At 71.8% G+C, this 21,351-nt stretch carries 16 protein-coding genes; 2 read left to right on the top strand and 14 right to left on the bottom strand.

From position 1 onward, the window contains the following. The gene (locus ACFSE6_RS15385) at nucleotides 1-924 is read left to right on the top strand and encodes a glucose-6-phosphate dehydrogenase assembly protein OpcA (protein WP_388009058.1); all 924 of its coding nucleotides are present in this window, start codon (nucleotides 1-3) and stop codon (nucleotides 922-924) included. Here ACFSE6_RS15385 and putP read toward each other — a convergent pair. The 9 genes from putP to ACFSE6_RS15340 form a co-directional block, all read right to left on the bottom strand. Next, nucleotides 890-2,404 carry a sodium/proline symporter PutP gene (gene putP, locus ACFSE6_RS15380; RefSeq protein WP_388009055.1) on the bottom strand — a complete coding sequence of 505 codons (1,515 nt, stop codon included), beginning with the start codon at nucleotides 2,402-2,404 and terminating at the stop codon, nucleotides 890-892. The genes ACFSE6_RS15385 and putP overlap by 35 nt on opposite strands. Nucleotides 2,405-2,440: 36 nt before the next feature. After that, a complete protein-coding gene (locus tag ACFSE6_RS15375) occupies nucleotides 2,441-3,199 on the bottom strand; it encodes an SDR family NAD(P)-dependent oxidoreductase (protein ID WP_388009052.1) in 759 nt (252 codons plus the stop codon). 73 nt (nucleotides 3,200-3,272) lie between these two features. Then, nucleotides 3,273-3,533: an STAS domain-containing protein gene (locus ACFSE6_RS15370; RefSeq protein ID WP_388009049.1), complete on the bottom strand. Its 261-nt coding sequence runs from the start codon at nucleotides 3,531-3,533 to the stop codon at nucleotides 3,273-3,275. Between the two features lie 92 nt (nucleotides 3,534-3,625). After that, nucleotides 3,626-5,557, bottom strand: coding sequence for a hypothetical protein (locus ACFSE6_RS15365; protein WP_388009046.1), 1,932 nt, complete (start codon nucleotides 5,555-5,557; stop codon nucleotides 3,626-3,628). Continuing rightward, the gene (locus ACFSE6_RS15360) at nucleotides 5,550-8,363 is read right to left on the bottom strand and encodes an alpha-mannosidase (protein ID WP_388009043.1); all 2,814 of its coding nucleotides are present in this window, start codon (nucleotides 8,361-8,363) and stop codon (nucleotides 5,550-5,552) included. The genes ACFSE6_RS15365 and ACFSE6_RS15360 overlap by 8 nt, the downstream gene beginning before the upstream one ends. Then, nucleotides 8,360-8,959, bottom strand: coding sequence for a D-sedoheptulose-7-phosphate isomerase (locus ACFSE6_RS15355; protein WP_388009040.1), 600 nt, complete (start codon nucleotides 8,957-8,959; stop codon nucleotides 8,360-8,362). The genes ACFSE6_RS15360 and ACFSE6_RS15355 overlap by 4 nt, the downstream gene beginning before the upstream one ends. Next, nucleotides 8,952-9,908, bottom strand: coding sequence for an ROK family protein (locus ACFSE6_RS15350; RefSeq protein WP_388009037.1), 957 nt, complete (start codon nucleotides 9,906-9,908; stop codon nucleotides 8,952-8,954). Before ACFSE6_RS15350 ends, ACFSE6_RS15355 begins: the two co-directional genes overlap by 8 nt. A 151-nt stretch (nucleotides 9,909-10,059) precedes the next feature. Continuing rightward, nucleotides 10,060-11,094 (bottom strand): LacI family DNA-binding transcriptional regulator, encoded by a 1,035-nt coding sequence (locus ACFSE6_RS15345; RefSeq protein WP_388009034.1) that lies wholly within the window; start codon nucleotides 11,092-11,094, stop codon nucleotides 10,060-10,062. Further along, nucleotides 11,091-12,956, bottom strand: coding sequence for an MBL fold metallo-hydrolase (locus ACFSE6_RS15340; protein WP_388009031.1), 1,866 nt, complete (start codon nucleotides 12,954-12,956; stop codon nucleotides 11,091-11,093). Before ACFSE6_RS15340 ends, ACFSE6_RS15345 begins: the two co-directional genes overlap by 4 nt. Before the next feature lie 71 nt (nucleotides 12,957-13,027). Between ACFSE6_RS15340 and ACFSE6_RS15335 the strand changes: the two genes are divergently transcribed. Then, the gene (locus ACFSE6_RS15335; protein ID WP_388009028.1) at nucleotides 13,028-14,692 is read left to right on the top strand and encodes a protein O-GlcNAcase; all 1,665 of its coding nucleotides are present in this window, start codon (nucleotides 13,028-13,030) and stop codon (nucleotides 14,690-14,692) included. Here ACFSE6_RS15335 and ACFSE6_RS15330 read toward each other — a convergent pair. The 5 genes from ACFSE6_RS15330 to ACFSE6_RS15310 are packed head-to-tail and all read right to left on the bottom strand — an operon-like array spanning nucleotide 14,674 to nucleotide 21,350. Further along, entirely contained in the window at nucleotides 14,674-16,236 is a 1,563-nt protein-coding gene (locus ACFSE6_RS15330) for an FAD-dependent oxidoreductase (RefSeq protein WP_388009025.1), read from the bottom strand. The two genes, ACFSE6_RS15335 and ACFSE6_RS15330, sit on opposite strands and share 19 nt — an antisense overlap. Further along, nucleotides 16,233-18,086, bottom strand: coding sequence for a hypothetical protein (locus ACFSE6_RS15325; RefSeq protein WP_388009022.1), 1,854 nt, complete (start codon nucleotides 18,084-18,086; stop codon nucleotides 16,233-16,235). The genes ACFSE6_RS15330 and ACFSE6_RS15325 overlap by 4 nt, the downstream gene beginning before the upstream one ends. Further along, nucleotides 18,086-19,510, bottom strand: a complete 1,425-nt coding sequence (locus tag ACFSE6_RS15320; protein ID WP_388009019.1) for a GH1 family beta-glucosidase — start codon at nucleotides 19,508-19,510, stop codon at nucleotides 18,086-18,088. The genes ACFSE6_RS15325 and ACFSE6_RS15320 overlap by 1 nt, the downstream gene beginning before the upstream one ends. Then, the gene (locus ACFSE6_RS15315) at nucleotides 19,507-20,421 is read right to left on the bottom strand and encodes a carbohydrate ABC transporter permease (RefSeq protein ID WP_388009016.1); all 915 of its coding nucleotides are present in this window, start codon (nucleotides 20,419-20,421) and stop codon (nucleotides 19,507-19,509) included. Before ACFSE6_RS15315 ends, ACFSE6_RS15320 begins: the two co-directional genes overlap by 4 nt. Continuing rightward, nucleotides 20,418-21,350 carry a carbohydrate ABC transporter permease gene (locus tag ACFSE6_RS15310; protein WP_388009013.1) on the bottom strand — a complete coding sequence of 311 codons (933 nt, stop codon included), beginning with the start codon at nucleotides 21,348-21,350 and terminating at the stop codon, nucleotides 20,418-20,420. The genes ACFSE6_RS15315 and ACFSE6_RS15310 overlap by 4 nt, the downstream gene beginning before the upstream one ends. Between the last annotated feature and the right edge of the window lies 1 nt (nucleotide 21,351).

Genomic DNA, 21,351 nt, shown 5'->3' with positions numbered 1-21,351 from the left:
ATGATCGTCACCCTGCGCAACACGAACTCCGCGGAGGTCGGCTCCCGGCTCGTCTCGCTGCGGGACGAGGGCGGCGCCGTCGCGCTCGGCCGGGTGCTGACCCTCGTCGTCCGGCCGGATGACGAGGCCGCCAGCGAACGCGCCATCCGCACCGCCAACGGCGCCTCGCACGAGCACCCGATGCGCGTCATCGTGGTGCTTCCCGACGAGGAAGAGGGGCCGGCCGGCCTGGATGCGGAGATCCGCGTGGGCGGGCACGCCGGCGCCTCCGAGGTCGTGGTGCTGCGCCCACGGGGCGGTGCGGGCCGTGACCCGGGAAGCCTCGTCATGGCGCTGCTGCTGCCGGACGCCCCCATCGTGACGTGGTGGCCCTCGACGCCGCCGGACAAACCCGCGCAGGACCCGCTCGGTGCGATGGCCCAACGCCGGATCAGCGAGTCGGTCCGCACCCCGGACCCGATCGCGACGCTCCACCGGCTCCGCTCGGGCTACACCCCCGGGGACACCGACCTCGCGTGGGGCGCGCTCACCCTCTGGCGGGCCCTGCTCGCGGCGGCCGTGGACGAGTCTCCGGCGGAGGAGATCACTGCCGCCATGGTGACCGGCGCTGAGGGCAACCCCTCGGTCGAGTTGCTCGGCGCGTGGCTGCGGGTGTCCATCGGCTGCCACGTCACCGTCGAGTACAGCGGCGAGGGCGGCATGCGCGGCGTGGTGCTGGAGCGGCCCTCCGGCCCCATCAGCCTGCAGCGGCCCGAGGGGTCGACCGTGGCGACGCTCATCCGGCCGGACCGGCCGGACCAGGCCGTCAACCTGCCCCGGCGCAACACCGAGAACACGCTGATGGAGGAACTGCGCCGGCTCGACCCGGACCTGACGTACGGGCGCGCCCTCACTCAGGGGCTGGCCGCTCCTCAGCAGGTCTGACGGCCGAGCCGGTCCGCAGGGCGCGCTGGGTCTCGTCGAACTCACCGGTGATCTCGGGCCGGTCGCGGTGCGTGAGGCGCGAGACGACGACGGCGAGGACGGTGTTGAGGAGGAATCCCGGCACGATCTCGTACAGGTCGAGGATGCCGCCCTCGGCCTGCCCCCACCATCCGACGGTGACCGCACCGGCGACCATGCCGACCAGCGCGCCGGCCGTGGTCAGCCGGCGCCAGTACAGCGCGAGGAGGACGGCCGGTCCGAAGGAGGCGCCGAACCCCGCCCATGCGAATGCCACGAGGTCGAGGATGGTCGCGTTCTGCGTCCACGCCATGGCCGCGGCGATCACCGAGACGAGCAGGACGCCGGCCCGTCCGAGCATGACCTGGATTCGGTCGGGCAGCCGTTCACCGAGCATGACCTTGCTCAGATCCTCGATCAGGGCGGAGGAGGTCACGATGAGCTGGGAGGAGATCGTGCTCATGATGGCGGCGAGCACGGCGGCGAGCATGAGCCCGGCGATGAGCGGGTGGAACAGTACCTGGCCCAGGACGAGGAAGACCGTCTCCGGGTCATCCAGCTGCCGCCCGTTCTGCTGCATGTAGGCCACACCCACCAGTGCGGTGGCCGCCGCGCCGGCGACGGCGAAGATCATCCACCCGATGCCGATGCGCCGGCCTGCCTTGGCCTCCTGACCGCTGCGCAGCGCCATGAACCGGACGATGATGTGCGGCTGTCCGAAGTAGCCCAGCCCCCACGCGAGGGCGGAGACCGTCGCCATCGCCCCGGCACTGAACCACGACAGCAACGCGGGATCGACCTCACGGATCGACTCCACCGCGCTCGCCGGACCGCCGACGACGAAGAGTCCGACGAGCGGGACGGCGAGCAGGGCGAGGAACATGATGGTGCCCTGGACGAAGTCGGTGTAACTGGCCGCCTTGAACCCGCCGCCCAGCGTGTACAGCACCGTGACGCCGGCGACGAGCAGCATGCCCAGTCGGTAGTCGAGGCCGAACGACGTCGCGAAGAACACGCCTCCGGAGACCATGCCGGACGAGACGTAGAACGTGAAGAAGACCAGGATGATCAGTCCGGCGGCGATGCGCAGCACGCGCGAGCGGTCCCGTAGCCGGTTCTCCAGGAAGCTCGGGATGGTGATGGAGTTCCGCGAGACCTGGGTGTAGACCCGCAGCCGCGGGGCCACGAAGGTCCAGTTGAGCCAGGCCCCGATGGTCAGCCCGATGGCGATCCACGCCTCGGCGAGACCGGTGAGATAGATGGCGCCGGGTAGCCCGAGCAGCAGCCATCCGGACATGTCCGAGGCGCCGGCACTGAGCGCCGCGACGGGCGTGGGAAGTCCCCGGCCGCCGAGCATGTACTCGTCGAGGCTGCGGTTCTTCCGCAGGAACGACATCCCGATGGCCAGCATGGCCGCGAAGTAGATGACCAGCGCGATCGTCTGGTAGGCCTCATCGCTCATGGGCGGACCGTCCTCTCCTCCCCTGCGGCGACGCGGTCACCAACTGGTGTAGCCGCCGTCGACGACGACGTTGCTCCCGGTCATGTAGCTCGCCGCGTCCGAGGCGAGGAACCGTACCACCGAGGCCACCTCGGCGGGCTCGGCCGGACGGCCCATCGGCGTCTCCCGGAACCAGGTCTCCGTCCACTCCGGCTGGCGCTGCCGGACCTGGTCGAGGATCGCCGTCGCGGTGTACCCCGGCGAGACGCTGTTGACGCGGACACCACGGCGCGCCCACTCCCCCGCCATCGACTTGGTCAGCATGATGACGCCCGCCTTGGACGCGTTGTACGCCACTTGGGGCTGCGGATGGTTGGAGACCATCCCGGACATCGAGGCGATGTTGACGATCGCTCCCCCGCCGGAGGCGAGCATGTGCCGCCCGGCAGCGCGCGCGCAGTAGAACGTGCCGTCGAGGTTGACGGACAGGACGGTGCGCCAGTCGTCGTCGGTCATCTCCTCGGCGGGAGCGTTCGCGGCGATACCGGCGTTGTTGACCCAGACGTCGAGGCGGCCGCGTTCGGTGACCACACGCTCGACCGCCTCGTCCACGGAGGCCGAGTCGGTGACGTCGAGCGCCAGAGAGCTCCCGCCGAGGTCGGCAGCTGTGGCTGCCGCGGCCTGCGCGTTGCGGTCCGCGATGACGATGTCCGCCCCGCCGTCCCGGAGCGCCTGGGCGATGGCCTGCCCGATTCCCTGCGCCCCGCCGGTGACGACGGCGACCTTGCCCGTCAGATCCAGGGTGTCCGCGCCCATCGTTGGTCCTTTCCCGTCGGCGGATGATGACCGGCGGTACTTTACGCGGTTGTGCCGACGCCGAGCGCCGAGCTCACGTCGACTGCGGCGCTGCCGGTGGACACACCCTGCCGCCGTACTCGGCGGCGTCGCGTTCGAAGGTCCGGACAGCCATCCGGCCGGCCTGGTCCTTGACCTCCACACCGCTGAGGTCATAGCAGGCGCGGTGGCCGACGGCCTCGCCGAGGTGGTGCACGAGCTGGGTGAACTCGGTCGCGGTGTGCAGGTCGAGCGGTCCGGCGATGTGGACCTGCGGGACCCCGCCCTCATCGACCATCCGTACCGTGAAGCGCACCGACACCTCCCGAACCACTCGGCGACACAGCGACGGTAAGGCGGTTCGGCCGATGCGGCGACTCGAGAGCGGCCGACGGGGCCGACGCGGGGTCAGAGCGGGACCCGGCCGGCTGCGATCGCCTGCTCGCACCCGAGGAGCAGGACGCCGGCGCTCCAGGCGTGCGAGAGGGTGAGGAGCATGCCTTTCGGCTGGAAGCAGCGGGTCTGGTAGTACCGCTCCGTCACCATCCCGCGGTAGCCGTTGAGCTCACCGTCGACCCGAGGCAGCATCTGCCGGAAGCAGGCCAGGTGCTCCAGCGCGCGCTCGGCGTAGTACTCCTCACCGGTGGCCGCGGCGAGCTCGAACATCTCCCCCGTGCACACCAGGCCGTAGGCATGCAGGTGCTGGTTGGGCGGCGAGGCCTGATCCGCGCCGCGGGTGGTGAAGCGGTGCCGTCCCAGGGTGGTGCGGGCGTCGAAGGTGACGTCGTAGGTGTAACGGAAGGTGAGCATCCAGTCTGCGGCGCGCCGGGCCAGATCCAGCCAACGCTCCTCGCCGGTCCTGCGGTGCAGCGCCACATACGCCATGACCGCCGCGTACCCGTCCTCCGACGACGGCGCGAGGTCGACGTCCTCCGGCGCACCGTGGACGAACTCCGCCTCGACGAACCGCGCGTAGTACTCCCCGGCGCGGCGGGCGGCCGCCAGGTAGCGGCCGTCGTCGAGGTCGGCCGCCTCGCACAGTGCGGCGACCGACGTAAGCCCCGCCGCCCCGGTCCAGGACAGCACCTCACCCGTCACCGCATGATGCGCCGCCCCGAGGTTGCCGTCCGTGCGCTGGCGGCTCGCGATGTGGTCGAGGTTGCCTCGTGCGGCACGGACCCAGGCGGGGTGCGCCGCCCCGGCGCCGTCGCCGAGCGCGAGGGCGCGCAGCAGGAACAACGTCGCCTCGCCGAGGGTGCGGGCGTGCAGCGCACCGGCGAGAGGTGTCCAACTCTGCGTCCACCCGCGCTCGCGGTCCCAGCGCCCCCAGAACGTCCCGCAGGGGGCCAGGTTGTCGCACACCAGGTCGACGACCCTCGTACCGGCCTCGCGATACCGCGCGGCCGTGGCCGGCTCGGCGTCGGTGAGGCGGCGGGCATGGGCGAGCAGGGCGTACGCCCACGGAATGCCGCTGACCCAGCCGACGTGCATGGCCTGCCGGTCCAGGGTCCGGGCCCGGTCGTCGTGGACGCCACGGTCGAAGGCCACCGTCTCCAGTAGGACGCCCGGATCCGGGTCGTAGTGCCAGCGGTGCAGCCCGTACGCGGCGAGGTCGGCCGCCTCGGGCACGCCGACCCAGGGACGGATCGACCCGGCGCGCCTGCCCCGGGCGTGGGCCCTGCGCAGGATGGGTGCGTAGCCGTGCCGGTCGGCGGTGAGCGTATGGGCCTGCAGGCAGACCGTTGTCGACTGCCCGGGGTGCCACGTCCAGGTGGACGCCTCGGCCGGCGCCGGGGTGGCGCTGCCGTCGTAGACAACCGGTTCCTCGCGGTACGGGAAGGTCACGTGGACCTCGGCGGTGGGGTCGCCGTCCTCGTCGTGGTGGGTGAAGCCGAGCCCACTCATCCCGAGCTCGGAGGTCTCCTCGGTGACGAGGGCCATGCCGGCGTGCCCGCCCCATCCGAACACGGCCGGCGTGGCGGCACGGTCGGCCCGGAAGGACCACGCGTTGCTGACCATGGTCTGCGGATCGGCCGGCTCCGTGGCTGCGAAGCGCGGGTAGGCGACGTCGCAGTCGACGGGCCGGTTCTCGCCGTAGAAGAGACCGGGGATCAGCCACCACGGCTCGGCGACGCCGGACATCGCCAGACGTACCCGGATGCCCCCGGTCACCGGCCGGTCACCGGCGTTCCTGACCCGGACCGTCACCTGGGTGGCGGTCTCGTCGGACGGGTCTCGCTCCTGCCGGACGTCTGTCTCCAGCGTCTCGGTCAGCGGTGTGGTGAGCCCGTCGGGGCGGACGAACTCGACGTGCAGGGTCGGGCCTGGCAGATCAGTCATCGACGCCGCGCCCGTGCTGGCCTGGCGAGCCGCTCTGCGCCTGGTCGCGGGTGTCCGAGGCGTCGCGGTCGGTCGCCTGAGCGCGCCCCTTGACCGGGGGCAGCACGCAGCCGCGCGCGTACGGTCCGCCGGGGAGCTCATGGACCGTGACGTCGGTCGCCGGCTCGGCGAGGGGCCATTCGACCAGGTCGACCTCGACCACCGGGAGCGCGGGGTCGCGCGGCACACGGAACGTGCGGATCTGGCTGGGCCCGAACTCCGCCTCGATCGCCCGGCCGACTACGGGAAGCTCCAGTCGGGCGCGGCCCGGGCGCCCGGTGGTCTCGACCGCACGGACGACGAGGTCGGCGCGCGTGGTGGCGTCGGGCCCGTCGACGTCGTCCTCACTCGGCTTGACGGCGGTGATCATCACCTGGCCGTGTCCGTCGGAGACGGTGGTCAGAGCATCCGGCAACGGACCGGCGTGGAAGCTCTCGAGCATGGCGCGCACCGGAGAGCCCAACAGTGCCGCCCGTCGCGTCAGGTCGGCCGAGCGCCAGTCAGGACCGTGCGGGACGAGCAGGTAACGGAAATGCTGCACACCCTGGTCCTGGTAGGTGTAGATCCCGTCCGGGTCGAGCAGGCGGGGGTCGTGCCAGGAATAGACCGGGCTGCGGACGGCGGTCAGCCCGATGCTCGCACTGGCGTCGGGACCGGCGGGCGAGACGTCGTAGCCGTGCTTGACGTCGGTCACCAGCGCAAGACCGGCACGGACCGGTGCGCTCTCGCCGTCGCGGTCGCCGTCGCCCGGGAGGGTTCCGGTGAGGTCCACCCACGACTGTGCCGGCTCCTCCGCACCGTCCACCGGGCGCTCGATGGAGCCGAACGGCACCTCGTAGGTCGCGTCCGGGTCCCGCAGTGCCGTCGGGACGCGGAGTTTGAGCAGGTGGGCACGCTCGCGCCAGTCGAGCGTGGCGCGCACCTCGAGGTGGTCGGTGTCGTGGGTGAGGATGAGCTCCTCCACGAGCGTGGACCGGCCCCACTCGCGTTCGACCCGCAGCCGAGCCCGGACCGGGCCCGCTTCGCGCAGCACCACGCGAGTGGTGCGCATCGCCTCCCCGGGCCAGGCGTACGAGACGACCCGGTGCCCCCACGTGTCGGTCGGATCCTCGCAGACCTGGAGGTGCTCGCCGCTCGCGCCGGCCACGAGGTCCTGGCCCGTGCGTTTGTCCACCAGCGAGCTCAACCACCCGGTGCCGGGGTCGATCTCGACGCGCAGCCACGCGTTCTCCAGCACGTCCGGTGTGGCGTGCAGTTCCCCCGGCGGCTCGTCGCTCCACCCCAGGCCCTCCGGTGCGGCGCCGCCTCGGAGCCGGTACAAGCGGTAGCCGAGCGGCGGGACGTGGACGGAGAAGAGCTGGGCGGCGCGTCCCTTGTCGTTGGTGGTGGCGACGGACTGGACGCGCTGGGACGGTGTCTGGCGCCCGTCTCCGTCGACCACGTGCACGCCGCCCTGCTGAGCGCCGTACTGCAGCTCGACCACGGTGGTCACCGGCCACGGGTGCGGGTTGAAAACGACGACCGGCTGCGTGCCCTCCTCGAGCGGGATCTCGAGCTGGCCGGCCAGGACGTTCTGCACCCGGGTGATGATGCGCTGGGAGATGGCGACGGCCTCGCCCAGCTCGTCGCGGGCGTCGTCGTAGGCGGACTCGATCGCCGAACCCGGAAGCACGTCGTGGAACTGGTTGAACAGGATCTGCTTCCACGCGCGTTCCAGGTCCGCCCGCGGGATGTCGAGGCCCTGCCACAGCGCGCCGAGGGCGGCCCATCGTTCGGCCGAGAGCACCTTGGCCTGCGCGCGCCGTTGCCAGGCCTTGATGCCCGAGTGGGCGGAGTAGCAGCCGGCGGCGTGGTGCTGGAGGTCCTCCCGCCACACCGGCAGGTCCGCCATGCCGTCGGTGCCGAGCCGGGCGGCCAGCTCGTCGAAGTAACGCCGTGGCGAGGACATGCTGAGCCTCCCGAAGGACCCCATGCGGTCGTAGCGGCGGATGGACTCGATATTGGCGCGCGTCGGCCCGCCGCCGTGATTGCCGACGCCGTAGAAGATCATGAGGTCGCCCAGCCGCCGGTCCGCCTGGCCGAGCGACTTGTCCGTCTGGCCGTCCACCTGTCCCGCCGGGCTGCAGTACTCGTACGGGATCCGGTAGGCGAGCACCCGGCTCCCGTCGGGTGCATGCCACCAGAAGGCGGTGGCGTCCAGCTCCGACTCGTGGGGACCGGGCCGCAGGAAGACGTAGCTGTCCATCCCCTGCCCACGCAGGATCTGCGGAAGCATCACGTTGTGCCCGAACGGGTCGACGTTCATCCCGACGTCGGCGGTGACGCCGAACTTCTCCCACAGGTACCGCTGTCCGTACAGCCCCTGTCGGACGAACGACTCGCCGGACGGCATGTTGCAGTCGGGTTCGACCCACCAGCCGCCGGTCATCACCCAGCGCCCCTCGGCCACCCGCTCGCGGATCTTCTCGAACAGCAGCGGATCCGACTCCTCCACCCAGGACAGCAGCACCATCTGGTCACAGGTGAAGACGAAGTCCGGATACTCCTCCATCCGGTGGATGGCGGACCAGAACGTCGCGCGCGCCTCTTGGTAGCCCTCCTGCCACGGCCACAGCCACACCGGGTCGAGGTGCGCGTTGCCGATCATGTGCAGCGTGCGGTCCGGCGTCGCCCGGGGCCGCTCCTCGCGGCGCAGCCCGGACGGCTGCTCCCCGGACGGCGCGTTCGCGATCGGCGCTCGGCGTGGGCTCGTACGTGAGTCGGTCATGGGTTCTCCCTCGCTGCCCACGCGTCGACCATCTCGCTGACGACGTGCAGCAGCAGCGTGTGCATCTCCTGGATCCGTGGTGTCTCCCGCGACGGGACGAGGACGGTGTGGTCCGCGTGGGCCCGCGCCGGCCCGCCGTCGTGGCCGGCGAACAGCACCGTGGTCGCACCGGCGGTCCGTGCCGCGCGCAGACCTTCGACCACGTTGGCAGACCGGCCCGACGTCGTGAAGCCCACCACCACGTCCCCCGGGCGGGCGAGCGCGGCCACCTGCCGGGCGAAGACGTCGGCATAGGCGTAGTCGTTGGCGATGCAGGAGGTGACCGTCGCGTCCGCGGTGAGGGTCACCGCCGGCAGCGGCCGCCGCTCCCGCCGGTATCGGCCGATCATCTCTCCACTCAGGTGCTGGGCGTCCGCGGCGCTGCCGCCGTTGCCGAAGGTGTAGAGCACCCCCGTCGCGGCGTAGGCCCGGCACAACAGGTCACCGACCGTCTCGGCCGAAGGCAGCACCTCCTCCAGCTCCTGCGCGAGGCTGACATGGGCGGCGACGTGCTCGCTCATCCATGCGGCGGCGGGCCTGCGGGTCAGCTCAGACACGGGCACCTGCCAGGACGTCGTGGGCGACGGCGCCCGCGCCGACGAGGCTGACGACGTCGCCGAGGTGGGCGCGCTCGACCCGCACCGCTGCGGCGGCCGGGGGCATCGCCTCCTGCATGACGGTCTCGCGCACCGGCCCCAGCAGTTGCTCGCCGGAGCGGACGACGCCACCGCCGAGCACCACCAGCTCCGGCTCCAGGGCGTTGACGAGGTCGGTCACCGCACTGCCTAGCGCGTCGACGGCGTCGCGCCAGAGTCGTCCCGCCAGCGGATCGCCGTCGCGCGCCGCGGCCGCGACATCCTCGGCCGTCGCCGACCGGGTCAGCACGCTCCGGGCCCCGGCGCTGACCTCCTGCGCGGCGCGGTCCGCGAGCGAGGAACCCGCGGCGTACGCCTCGACGCAACCGGCTCGACCGCAGCGACAGCGCCGCCCGCCACGTCGGACCACGAGATGGCCGAGCTCCCCGCCGTTGAGCGCTGATCCGCGGTGCAGTCGGCCGTCGACGACGACGCCACCACCGACGCCCGTCGAGACGGTGAGGTAGACCATGGTGGCCGCTCCCCGTCCGGCACCGAAGCGGTGCTCGGCCAGCGTGGCCGCGGTCGCGTCGTTCTCGAGGGCGGCAGGGACGTCGAACTGCTCACCGGCGAGCCGGGTCAGCGGAACGTCTCGCCAGCCCGGCAGGTGCGGCGGGGACGAGACGACGCCGAGGATCGGGTCCAGCGGTCCGCCGCACGCGATGCCGGTGCCGGCGACCCGGATGCCGGTGCTGCGTAGCACGTCGTGGCCCAGGCTCCACAGCCGGGTCAGCACCGCTTCCGGTCCCTGCTCGCGGCGGGTGGGGACGACGCGCAGGCCGTGCGGCCGGCCGTCGGCGGTGACCACGGCCGCGGCCAGCTTCGTCCCCCCGATGTCGAGCGCGAGCACCGGGAGTGAGCTATCACCCATGAGGCTTCCTCCGTGACCGGCCGCAGCCGCGCCGTTGGGGTTGGGCCAGGCCGAGATCGAGAACCTGGCATCGTTGCCACATCGGATCGTAGCCACTGCTTCTCGCTTCTGGCAACGTTGCCACATTCGGATGGGCCCGTGGCCGGGCAGGTCAGCGGCGCAGGGCGCCCGTCGAGCCGCGGACCACCAGCGGGGCAGGCAGGACCACGGTCTGGAGGTCCGCCGAGCCGTCGTCGAGACGGGTGAGCAGGCGGTCGACGGCGGCGGCGCCGACGGCGACGGCGTCCTGGACCACAGCTGTCACCTCGGGTCGGACCATGGTCATCCACGGCGCGTCGTCGAAGGAGACGAGGCTGAGGTCCTGAGGGATCGTGAGACCGGCGTCACTGGCGGCGCGCCAGGCCCCCTCGGCGAGCAGGTTGTTGGCCGCGAAGATCGCCGTCGGTCGCTGGTCGGCGGCGAGGAGTCGTTCGGTCGCGGTCTGGGCCGCAGTCACGTCCCACCCGGTGGCCACGACCAGGTCGTCGGCCACGCTGAGCCCGCGGGCCTCGAGTGCCGTACAGAAGCCGCGGTGGCGTTCCCGGCCGGTGGTCCAGTCCGTCTCGTCGATGAGCAGCGCGATACGCCGGTGGCCCAGATCGAGGAGATGGTCCGTGGCCGCGCGGGCACCGCCGTGGTTGTCGACGACGACGGCGTCGCACACGGCCGGTGCGAACTGGCGGTCCACCTCGACCACCGGCACGCCGTGCCGATCGAGGTAGTCGACCACCGCGCCCGAGACGGGGGTGGCGATCACACCGGCGACGCGCATCGCGACGAAGGCCTCCGCGGCCGCCACCTCCTCGGTCTGACCGCGTCCGAGGTCGGTGAGCGTGAGCGTGTAGCCGCGATCGCGTGCGGCCTGTCCCGCGCCGGCCGCGAGATCGGCGTAGAACGAGTTGCGCAGGTCATGGACCAGGACGCCGACGGACCGGCTCACCCGCTGCTTGAGGTGACGTGCCATGGCGTCCGGGACGTATCCCAGTCGCTCGGCCGCGTCCTGCACGCGTCGGCGTACCGGCTCGGCGGCATATCCCCGTCCCGTCAGCGCGCGCGAGGCCGTCGACTGCGAGACGCCGGCCGCTTCGGCGACGTCCCTGATCGTCGCGCGACGCCCGGGGCCGGGTCGCTCCTGGGCTGGGGTCATGAGTCAGTCCGATCCTCGACGTCGACCACGGCTTCGCAGTGCTGCCCCAGGCGCAGGTCGCCCACGCTGACGTCGACCGCCAGCCGAGAACGTCGCCGCGCCGCCTCGCCCGCGGTGACCTGGAGCGTGATCACGCGCTCCTCATCGGCGGCGAGGTCGATCTCACTGGCCTGCGGCACGCAGGACCACCCGGTCGGTAGCACAGGTACCAGCCTGGCACGCGCCGAGCGGGAGTACGGATTGCGCAGCTCGACGTCGACGGTCGTCGTGGCACCGGGAGCGACACGTTGCAGGTACGGCCGAGCGCGGGCCACAACCCCGTCGGCGCCGACGTCGAACTCCTCCCCCGGCAGCAGCTCGCGGTGGGCGAGGGCGAGCTCGTCGCCGGCCTCGGTGAGCATCTCGAGGTAGGTCTCATCCACCCACCGCGGCTCCCAGTGACCACTGACCATGAGCCCGGGCGCGACGCGACGGTACAGCTGCGCGCTGTGGCGGTAGTCGTCGACCCGGAACCGGTTCCGGTATTGGTAGTTGAGCACCTCGCGCCGCTCCCCCGGGACCCCGAGGCCGGTCTGCTGATCGCCGGTGGCCAGCACGCGTACCCCGTCGACCTCGAACTCGAAGCCGGTGTGGAACATGGTGTGCCCGGGCAGATCGTGCACGGTGATCTCGTACTCGCGCCAGGTCACTGTGCTGCCGAGCTCGAGGACCCGGTCGGTCGGCACCGGGTCGTACCACTGGCATGGCAGGTCGTACCGGAGCGGGTCCGCGAGGATCGGCGCCACGGTCTCCGCGGTCCACACCTCGGTGCCCTCGACCTCGCGCAGCAGGTTCAGCCCGGCCACGTGGTCGTCGTGGTAGTGCGTGGCCAGGGCCACCTCGACCTGGTCCACGCCGTAGTCGGCACGCAGGGCCGGCAGCGACGCGAGCCAGGGCCGCCGAGAGGCGCGGTCGCCCCCCGGCGGGAGACCGGTGGTCATGTCGTAGCCGTAGTCGATGATGAGCGCAGCCCCCGACGTCGAGAGCAGGACGTAGCTGCACGAGTTGGAGGTGCGGTTGAGCAGCAGGTGCTCCGTCACCGGAACGAACGGCGCGTGCAGTCGCGCGCGCAGCTCCCACGGGTACGGGCGGCGCGAGTCGACGTACCGCTGCATGCGCTCGGCGAGCAGCTCCAGCGCCGCCACCGGATCGTGCATCGGCTCGCCGTGCGAGGGGAGCAGCAGGTCGAGGCGCTGGCGCAGCAGAAAGTAGCAGCTCAGGACCGTCATGGCCGGCCCCTCGTTCTCGGTGTAGGACCATTGCGTGGCCGCGAGCGACCACACCTTGCCGGGGGCGTAGATCAGGTCGCCGGAGAAGGCGATCCGCGCCCCCGCCCGCTCGACGACGTAGGTCACCGACCCGGTGGTGTGTCCGGGCGTGGGGTGCACCTCGACCGACACGCCGTGGTAGTCCGCCGTCCGGTACTCCGGCACCGTACCCGTGACCGGGACTGGTTCCAGCAGGGAGAAGCGGTCCTGCCGGAGGTTGTAGTCGTTGATCAGCCCGCGCGTGCGCCACATCTCGTCGACGTCGCGGAACAGGTCCTGCTCGACCGGCGGGACGTGCACCGCGATACCGGCCGCGACGGCGCGGTCCAGTCCCTGCCCCTGGTCCCGATGGTGGTGCGTCATGAGGACGTCGGTGATCCGGTCGACGCCCATCTCCGCCAGGTGGTCGAGCACCTCGCCCGACCCGAAGTCGATGGTGATCGCCGTCTGCTCTCCGCTGCCCGCTGCGTCGTCACGCTCGGCCAGGACGACGTAGACGTGACACGTGTCCTCGATCCGGAAGATGCCGGGCGCGACCGCCTTCGGTGTGCTCATGATCGCCTGATGATATCGTTTCCACATTGGGCGCTCCAAGTCGCGTCACGGCACTGGTAACGTTGCCACACATGTCTTCGACCGTCACTGCCGACCGGTTCATCGTCGACGCCCCGGCGCCCCTCGTCCGCGCCGTGCGCCGCGCCCTGCCGGATGAGTTGCCCGCGCATACCGCCGACGCGCTGCCCACCACCCGGGACGCCGGGGCGAGCGCGAGCCTCGACGTCCGAGTCCGTACCGCGGCCGACCTGGCGGAGCAGGCCTACCGGGTCGAGGTCCGTGCCGGTCAGGACGGCGCGGGCACCGCGATCGTCTCGGGCAGGACCGAGCGGGGGCTGCGGTACGGCCTGCAGGCCCTGGCGCGCCGCGTCCGTCCCGCCAGGACCGGTCGGCGGTGGCAGCTGCCGATCGGGGTCATGGCCGACGCACCGGCGCTGGCACACCGCGGCGTGATCGAAGGGTTCTACGGCCCGCCGTGGACGCACCAGGACCGGCTGGACATTCTCGCCTTCTGCGAGCGGCACCGTCTCACCCACTACGTCTATGCGCCCAAGGACGACCCGTTCCACCGCGAGCAGTGGCGCGAGCCCTACCCGGACGAGGAGCTCGCCCGCCTCGCAGACCTGGCCGCAGCCGCCACCGAGGCCGGGGTGGAGATGGTCTACGCGCTGGCGCCCGGACTGACGATGCGCTACGCCGACGAGAGCGAGCACGCGGCGCTGGCCGCCAAGGGGCGCCAGATCCGGTCCGCCGGGATACGCGCCTTCGCCCTTCTCTTCGACGACATCCCTACCGAACTGACCGCATCTGAGGACCGCGACCGGTTCGGCGACGGCGCCGGCGCGGCCGGCGCCGCGCACGGGTGGACCTGCGCCCGATTCGCCGCCGAGGTGCTCTCGCCCCACGACCCGACCTTGGTGATGGTGCCGACGGACTACGCCGGGACGGCCCGCTCCGACTACCGCGACCGGCTCGCCGAGACTCTCCCGGACGAGATCCCCGTGTGGTGGACCGGCCGGGACATCGTCGTCGGCGACGTCACCCGGGAGGACATCGACGCCGCCGCCGCGAGCTACCGGCGGCCAGTGCTGCTGTGGGACAACTTCCCGGTCAACGACTTCGACACCTCACGGCTGTTCCTCGGGCCGCTCCTCGGCCGTACTCCGGACGTGGCCGGCAGCGCGCTCGTCGGCATCACGGCCAACCCGATGATCCAGGCGGCCCCCTCCCGGTTCGCGCTCGCGACCGTCGCCCGGTGGGCGTGGGACCCGGCCGGCTACGACCCCGAGAGGGCCGCCGAGTCCGCGCTGGCCGAGGCGGGCCCGGTCGCCGACGCGGTCCGCCCGTTGGTGTCGGTCTGCAGCTCGTGGCCGCCGAGCGCTCCCCGAGCACCTGCGTTGCAGCGCCTGTGCGACGGGGCGCTCGCGGGAGACGCGACCGCCTCCGACGCGCTCCGCGCGGCCCTGACCGAGTTCGCGGCCGTTCCGGCCGGACTCTCCGCAGCCGAGGGGCGACTGACCGAGCAGCTCATGCCGTGGGCGGAGTCCGCCGCCGCGACCGCCCGTGCCGGGATCGCCGCGCTGGACCTGCTCGCCGATCCCGACGCGCCTCAGGACGAGGTCCGAGCCCGGCTGGCCGAGGCGCAGAGCCATGAGGCAGAGGTCCTCCGACCCGTCCTGGTGCCGTTCGTCCGTGCGTGCCTCGGTGACACGCCCGCTCAGACCGAGAGGATCTGACCCGCCGCCCGCAGCGCCTCGCCCAGGTCGGTCATGTCGACGTCGTGGACGTCGGTGCCGCAGCGCGCCGCGCGCGCCGCGGCCAGCCCGGCGGCCTGCCCGAGCATCTGGTACTGGACCTCCATCCGCACCGAGGCGAAAGCGACGTGCGAGGCGGACACGCACACCGGCACCAGCAGATTCCGGCACTCGTGGCGGCGCGGCAGGAGTGCGCGGTACGGGACGGGGTACGGCGGCACCGGCAACGACAGGTACCCCTCGTTGAAGACGACCGCCTGGGGACCGTCGAACTCGTAGACCCATCGCCACGTGCGCTGCACTTCGCGGATGTCAATGTTGTACGAGCCCATCGCGACGGCGTCGGCGACCGGCCGCGGCCGGAGCAGGTCGTGCTCGGTGAGCACGTGCTCGCCCACCATCCGACGGGCCTCGCGGACGTACAGCTGGTGCGGTAGGTGACCGGTGTCGGCGAACTCCTCACGCGGCAGGCCCCACCGTGACATCTCGCGCCGGACCCGCCCCGGGACCTCCGGGTCGTGGGTGAGGAACCAGAGAAAGTCCTGGGCGTGCTGGAGGTGGTGGCGCCGGATCTCCTCGCGCCGGGGCGGCGAAGCGTCCGGGTACTCCCAGGCGGTGCCGTCGAGGACGCTCAACGACATCGGTCCCAGCGAGTTCGCGTCGCACTTCCCGACCGGCAGGTTCGGCTCGAGGCCGATCATCCACCCGGCCGTCACCTCGAACCTCTCGCGCTCCCAGCGGTGGAAGAGCCGCCGCGCCAGGTCGAAGTAGCTCTCGTCGTAGCCGGCGCGCCGCTCGAACGGGATGCGGTCCTGCGCAGTCGTCAGGCAGACCCGGTAGCCGTAGGACATGACCCCGCCGTCGCCCGTGCCGACGTCGGCCGGTGGGCCGGCCTTGATCTGCGGCAGCAGCTCGCCGACCACTCCCGGGGCCGGATCCCCCGCGAACGGCGAGATCCACGGCGGCATGGCGTGCCGGCCCGGCAGCATCTCCTGCCGCCCGGCGAGTGACTCACCGTAGGCCGCCCGGCCCTCCCGACCGACGGCGTAGCTCACGCCGGCGGCAGCCAGCAGATCCCCCTCGTAACTTGCGTCGATAACGACGTCACCGGCGAGGGCGGTGCCGTCGGTGAACCGGACGAGCTCGATCCGGCCGTCGGCGATCTCGGCACCGGCCACCGCGCGCCCGAACCGCAGTTCCACGCCCGCCTGCTCCAGCCAGCGGAGAAAGATCGACTCGGCGACGTGCGGCTCGGGACCGGCGTAGGTCCCCGGCGTCACGCCGTAATGATCGGCGACGTCCTGGCGGAACCGGGCCGCGAACCCGCCGACCACGCGCAGATCGCCCAGGTCGGTGTAGCCCAGACCGCCCGAGGTCATGCCACCGACGTGCCGGCCCGGTTCCGCCAGGGCGACCCGCGCGCCGGCCTCGGCGGCCGCGACCGCGGCGCAGACACCGCCGGAGGTGGCCCCGTAGACCAGGACGTCGTAGGAATCTGCGGTGGTGCCGGTCGATGCGTCGGTCAACGGTCCTCCCGGTAGCGGCGCCAGGTCTCGGCGACGAACGTGCGGTCCTCGTCGGTCAGGGGCTCGCCGGAGCGGTCCATGCGGTCGACGTAGTACAGGGCGGGCACGCCGAGGCCGGCTTGCGCGGCGACGTACGAGCGCCACGCGGCCCGGTCGGGCATCGGCCACTGGTCGGTGTCGACCGGATGGTGGGGCAGGGCGGCGCGGGCGACGTCCACCCGCGCGCGCAACTGGTCGGACACCGGGACGAGCCGGCCGGTCGGGTCGCGCTCGAGGACGTCGTTGGTCCGGACCATGTCGCACACATCGCCGAACGAGGGGTGCGGGGTGTGCGTGATCACCAGCGCCTCCGGCTTGGCGGCCTTCGCGGCGTCGTAGATCGTCGCCAGCAACCGGTGGAGGGCGGCGAGGCCCCACAGCGTCCGACCGGTCGGCGAGGCGGGGTCGCCGGGGTGCAGCGGACCGGCGGGCGAGCGCTGAGTGAAGTCGATCTTGAACCCGTCGGCGTCGAGACCGCCCGGTCCGAGCAGATCTCCGACCGTCGTGCGCAGGCGTTCGGCGTACGCCGGGCTGGCCGGGTCGACCGTGACGGGCGTGCCCTCCGGGTCGAGAAGGCACTCCTCGGGCGGAAGCCCGGCCGGGTCCCAGGCCTTCCACCACAGCAGCACGCGCTGGCCGCGGGCGTGCCGTCCGGCGATCCAGCCACCCAGATCCGGCCATCGGCCGGGGTGCGGACGGGCCGTGCCGTAGTGGTCCTGCCACCGGTCGTCGACGACCACGGTGCCGGGGGTCACGCCCTGTGCGGCGAGCCGGTCGAGGAGCTCGTCGTAGACGTCCTGGCGCGCCATGTCGGGCCCCGTCGGCACGCCGTCGGGAACCGCCGCCGGACCGAGGTCGTCGAGAAAGTAGGGATGGCCGGGCGTGGCACCGGGGATCGGGGCGAGCGCGCACTGGGCGCCCCAGCCGCAGAAGATCGGCTGCGACCACCAGAGGGGCTGCGGGCGCCGCGGACCGTCCGGCGCGAGGCCGCGGTCGACGAGGTCCTGCCGGTAGTCCTCGATGGCGACGGCCGGTGTGGCCGCCGGTCGCAGGACGAGCGCGGGCGTGGTGAACTCGCCGGTCACCTGCGTGTGCCCGTCGTAGTCGAGGACGATGCGGTACCCGCCGTCGCCCGGGTCGTACCGCAGCTCGGTGAAGGTCAGCCCCGAGATCGGCGCCCGCACCGACAGTCCGAGCCACTCCCCCGCCGGGACGTCCGTGGCCCCGGAGGCGGGCTCCCGCCCGAGCGCGAGACACAGCGGCGGGGGCGAGAAGATGCCGTGGAGGCGCCCGGGTGCGGCGTCGCCCAGGCCACCGAGCACGACGGCGGAGGACGCCGGTCGGACCACCTGGACCGGTTCGCTCGGGGCCGGGCTGTACACGGAGGCGTACTCGATGGAGGACCAGAAGGGGCCGCTCGCTCCTGTGCGCAGGGTGGCCCGGCCGCCGAGCAACGAGACGGTGCTCAGCATGCCGGTTCCGGTCACGGTCGCGTCCACGGCCACGTCCTCGGGCGTGCAGCGCAGCCGGATCCGTTTGGTTCGCCACGCAGTGCTCGCGGTAGTGACGGTCACCTCGACGGTCCCGTCGGGGTCGACGGCCACCTCCGGTGCGCCGACGGCGTAGGCCTCGTCGCGCCGGTCGGCACGGTCCAGAGTGGCGAGCAGACTCAGGTGGCTCCAGATCCGCCCGTCGGCGCCGGCGAGCACCGCGCGCGGTGGGTCCGCGCGTACCTCGAGGAGGTAGGTGGCGGCGGTGACGCGGACGGCGCCGGAGACCTCGGTCACCTCGAGCGTCGCCGTCGAGATCATCATGTACTCCCGGGAATGGTCGTGCGTTCGGCGGGTTCGAGCGGGGCGTGGGACGGGAGCACGCCCGAGCGTGCCACCTCGGCGTAGAAGTGCCCGGAATCCTTCACCGTCCGCTCGCCGGTCGGGTAGTGGACGTGGACGAGGCCGAAGCGCGGCCGGTAGCCCAGGGCCCATTCGAAGTTGTCCAGGAGGGACCAGTGACAGTAACCGCGCACGTCGGCGCCGGACTCGAGCGCCTCATGGACGGCGCGCAGGTGCTCATGGAGGAACCCGATGCGGCGCACGTCGTGGACCTGGCCGTCGTGCGTCGGGGCGTCGCCGAAGACGCCACCGTTTTCGCTGACGAGCAGCGGGACGCCGCCGTACTCGCGGTGCAGGCGAACGAGGAGGTCACGCAGCCCGTCGGGGTGGATCTCCGTGCCCTCGTCGGTGCGCCGGACCTCGCCCTGCGGTGGGACGACCTGCCAGGGGAAGGGCCGGTCCGGGCCGGGCTCGGCGGCCACCATGACCCGGCGCGTGTAGTAGTTCACGCCCAGGAAGTCGCTGCGCCCGGCGATGAGGGCCTCGTCGCCGTCGCGGATGACATCCAGCGGGTGTCCGAGCGCCCGCTCCCAGTGCGCCCGCATGTCGGCCGGGTAGCCGCCGCGCAGCAGCGGATCGAGATACCACCGGTTGACGTACCCGTCGGATCCGACGGTGGCTGCCCGGTCCGCCTCGCTGTCCGTGGCGGGGACACAGGGCAGCAGGTTGAGTGCCGCACCCACGCGCACCCCCGGCCTGCCGCGCAGGGTGTCCGCCGCCGCGCCGTGCCCGAGCAGCACATGGTGGCCGGCGGCGAGCGAGGCCTCGAGGTCACGCACGCCGGGGGCGTGCAGTCCGATCTGGTAGCCCAGCAGCGCGATGATCCACGGCTCGTTCTGGGTGATCCACCACTCCACCCGGTCGGCGAGCCGGTCCGCGACCGCCTCGGCGTAACACGCGAAGGCCTCGACCGTGGATCGGGCGGCCCAGCCGCCGTCGTCCATCAGTGCCTGCGGCATGTCCCAGTGGTTGAGCGTCAGCACGGGGGCGACGCCGCGTGCCAGCAGGGCGTCGACGAAGCGCTCGTAGTGATCCAGCCCCCGCGCTTCGACGCACCCACGCCCGTCGGGGACGATGCGCGACCAGCCCACCGAGAACCGGTAGGCGTTCAGCCCCAGGCCGGCCACCAGCTCGACGTCGTCGGCCCAGCGGCGGTAGCTGTCGCAGGCGATCTCCGCGGTACCGCCGCCCTCGATCGCCCCGGGCCGGCGGGCGAACTCGTCCCAGACACTGGGCCCGCGGCCGTCCGCGTGGAGGCAACCCTCGATCTGGTAGGCGGAGGTGGCCGCACCCCAGAGGAAGGCCTCGGGAAACGTGCGGGCCGCCGGTTGCTGCCCGCTCACCCCTTGGACCCGGTGGTCGCGATGCCCTCGATGAAGTGCCGCTGGCCGAGGAAGAACAGCACGATCATCGGGATGGTGGTGATGACCGAGGCGGTGACGATGATCTCCCAGTGCCAGTTGCCGCCGAAGCCGTACTGGTCGAGCAGAGCCTTCAGTCCGCGCGGGATGGTGAACGTGCTCGAGTCCCGCAGGTAGATCAGCGGCCGCATGAGGTCGGTCCAGGCCGCCTGGAACTCGAACAGCAACGTCACCACGATGGCCGGTTTGGTCAGCGGCATGGCGATGCGCCAGAAGATTCCCCAGTGGGAGGCACCGTCGATCCGCGCCGCCTCGAACGGATCGCGTGGCAGGCCGAGGAAGAACTGCCGCAGCAGGAAGATGTAGAAGGCCGACCCGAAGAGGTTCTGGGCCCACAACGGCGTCAACGTCCCGACCTGACCGAGGGCGTCCCAGATGAGGAAGGTGGGGATCATCGTCACGGCGCCGGGCAGCATCATGGTGGCCAGGACCAGGCCGAAGAGGAAGCCGCGGCCGCGGAACCGGAAGTAGGAGAAGCCCCAGGCGACCATGGCGCTGGAGATGGTCACCGTCACCGCCGCCAGCACCGTCACCAGGACGGTGTTGAAGAGCCAGAGTGCCATCGGCGCCTCGTGCCAGACGTCGACGTAGTTCTGGAGGGTGAAGGTCTCCGGGATGAGCTTGTTGTCGAACACCTGGCTGCGCGGTTTGAACGAGGCCGAGATGAGCCAGATGAACGGGTAGATGAACACGACGGTGCACGCCACGAGTGCGAGCAGCACCAAGACGCGCCGGACCGACCAGCGCCGTCGGTTCGGCGTGGGCAGGCCGCCGGCCCGGGAGACCTCGCTCGCGCGGGCGACGTCGGTCACCGGCGTGGACGCGGCGCTCATCGCTGCTCCCCCTCGTAGTAGACGAACCGTTTGGACAGCCGGAGCTGGATGAGCGTGACGATGAGGATGATGACGAACATCAGCCAGGCCATGGCCGAGGCATAGCCCATCTGCAACGACTCGAACGCCTGCCGGAAGAGATAGATCGCGAAGAACAGCGCGGCGTCGTTGCTGTAGGTGGTGTTCCCAGACCCGAAGAACGCCGTGTAGGCCTCGGTGAACGTCTGGAAACCGGCGATGGTGTTGACCACGAAGATGAAGAAGATCGGGCCGGAGATCATCGGGACCGTGATGGTCACCGTGCGCTGCCAAAAGTTCGCGCCGTCGACCCGGGCGGACTCGTAGAGCTCGTTCGGGACGTTGCGTAGCGCGGCGAGCAGGATGATCACCGACGAGCCGACCGACCACAGGCTCATGAGGATGAGTCCGGGCTTGACCCAGTTCGGGTCGGTGGTCCACGCCGGGCCGTCGATGCCGACCCAGCCGAGCACCCGGTTGATCAGTCCGTCCTGGCCGTTGAAGAGCAGCAGGAGGAGGATGCCGACGGCGACCGGTGGGGTCATCTTCGGCAGGAAGAACGCGGTGCGGAAGAACCCGGCGGCCCGGCCGGCCTGGTTGAGCAGCAGAGCGAGAGCCAGGGCCACGAGCACCTGGAGCGGAACCTGGATCGCCGTGAAGTAGAAGGTGTTCCACAGCGAGAGCCGGACCCGGGGGTCGGCGATCATCTGCTCGTAGTTCGCCAGCCCCACCCACTCGGGGTCGGTGAGCACGTCGTAGTCGGTGAACGACAGATACCCGCTGTAGAGCACCGGCCAGGCGGTGAACACGCAGAACCCGATGATCCACGGGCTCAGGAACAGCCCGACCCAGAGCAGGTTGCGACGCCGCGCAGCCTTCTGGCCGGGCCGTTCCTGGATGGTTGCGGCCAAC

The organism is Georgenia deserti (assembly GCF_042680605.1).
GTDB lineage: Bacteria > Actinomycetota > Actinomycetes > Actinomycetales > Actinomycetaceae > Allobogoriella > Allobogoriella deserti.
Note: the sequence above shows the minus strand (reverse complement) of the source record. Positions and strands in the feature narration are given on the sequence as shown.

Bases quoted from the DNA above. Each gene is read 5' to 3' on its own strand.
- ACFSE6_RS15315 (WP_388009016.1), bottom strand. From the start codon at position 20,421: ATGAGCGCCGCGTCCACGCCGGTGACCGACGTCGCCCGCGCGAGCGAG.
- ACFSE6_RS15375 (WP_388009052.1), bottom strand. From the start codon at position 3,199: ATGGGCGCGGACACCCTGGATCTGACGGGCAAGGTCGCCGTCGTCACC.
- ACFSE6_RS15340 (WP_388009031.1), bottom strand. From the start codon at position 12,956: ATGAGCACACCGAAGGCGGTCGCGCCCGGCATCTTCCGGATCGAGGAC.
- ACFSE6_RS15325 (WP_388009022.1), bottom strand. From the start codon at position 18,086: ATGATCTCGACGGCGACGCTCGAGGTGACCGAGGTCTCCGGCGCCGTC.
- ACFSE6_RS15345 (WP_388009034.1), bottom strand. From the start codon at position 11,094: ATGACCCCAGCCCAGGAGCGACCCGGCCCCGGGCGTCGCGCGACGATC.
- ACFSE6_RS15350 (WP_388009037.1), bottom strand. From the start codon at position 9,908: ATGGGTGATAGCTCACTCCCGGTGCTCGCGCTCGACATCGGGGGGACG.
- ACFSE6_RS15365 (WP_388009046.1), bottom strand. From the start codon at position 5,557: ATGACTGATCTGCCAGGCCCGACCCTGCACGTCGAGTTCGTCCGCCCC.
- putP (WP_388009055.1), bottom strand. From the start codon at position 2,404: ATGAGCGATGAGGCCTACCAGACGATCGCGCTGGTCATCTACTTCGCG.
- ACFSE6_RS15335 (WP_388009028.1), top strand. From the start codon at position 13,028: ATGTCTTCGACCGTCACTGCCGACCGGTTCATCGTCGACGCCCCGGCG.
- ACFSE6_RS15360 (WP_388009043.1), bottom strand. From the start codon at position 8,363: ATGACCGACTCACGTACGAGCCCACGCCGAGCGCCGATCGCGAACGCG.
- ACFSE6_RS15385 (WP_388009058.1), top strand. From the start codon at position 1: ATGATCGTCACCCTGCGCAACACGAACTCCGCGGAGGTCGGCTCCCGG.